Here is a 906-nt window from a genome sequence, read left to right as displayed (position 1 = left end):
AGTCCCGGGAGCGAGTCCCGGGAGCGAGTCCCGGGAGCGAGTCCCGGGAGCGAGTCCCGGGAGCGAGTCCCGGGAGCGAGTCCCGGGAGCGAGGCTCGACAGCGGGGCCCTACAGCGGGGCCCTACAGCGGGGCCCTACAGCGCGGCCAGGGAGCGCGGCCCCGGGCTTTGCAGACGAGCCCAAATTCTGCCGCAGGAGGACGAGTGCACCTGGTGATGGCTTCGCCGACAAGGTCGCCCCGGTTCGGAATACTCACGCGAAACGGTGCGCACCCCTACCGACGGCAGACACCCGACCAGGTCGAGCTGAGTGCGCGGCGACGCTTTGACCCACTCACCTTCAAGGATGCAGGGCACTCAAAGCGCTCGGATTCCCCTACATCCGCGAAAGCGCAGCGACGCTACGCATGAGGCAATATATCCCCGTGCTTTCCTTCTCCAGCGGACGGATTTTCTCCATTGTTTTGGAATGGCAAATCCCATTCGGTAGTGCAGGAAACCGGCGTTTCTACAACCATATTTCCAGCTTCAACGAAGTGCTCGGCCGATGCGTCCTGACACCAGCCGTGGCGGGCCCCTGGCGGTAGGACGGCCGCCGCCGGTGAGCCGGCGATGCCGCCGGCAGCGTTGCGGCCGACCGGCCTCGCGCGCAAGCCGGCAGCTGGCCCCGAGCCGTGCGATGCCATCGAACGGCTGAGTGTGGTCGCCGTCCCGGGCCGGTTCGCCGAGGCGGGGCGATTCGATCTGGCGCGCCGACTCGACGCGGCCTGCATCGCCGACGCGGCCCGCATCGCCCGGCGAGCGGACCCGCGGCCCGACCTCAGCCTGCGGGCCGGCCTCAGCTTGCCGCCCGGCCGCCACGTGCGGGCCGACCTCAGCCTGCGGGCCGGCCTCAGCTTGTCGCTT

Annotated in this window: 1 protein-coding gene; it reads left to right on the top strand. The window is 69.5% G+C overall.

All coding sequences use genetic code 11. The features are described 5' to 3' along the window. Nucleotides 1–612: 612 nt before the first annotated feature. On the top strand, nucleotides 613–906 hold a 294-nt coding region (locus Ate02nite_RS41170), incomplete at its 3' end, for a hypothetical protein (protein ID WP_203813372.1).

Origin of the sequence: Paractinoplanes tereljensis, from assembly GCF_016862435.1 — a bacterium.
Taxonomy (GTDB): domain Bacteria; phylum Actinomycetota; class Actinomycetes; order Mycobacteriales; family Micromonosporaceae; genus Actinoplanes; species Actinoplanes tereljensis.
Note: the sequence above shows the minus strand (reverse complement) of the source record. Positions and strands in the feature narration are given on the sequence as shown.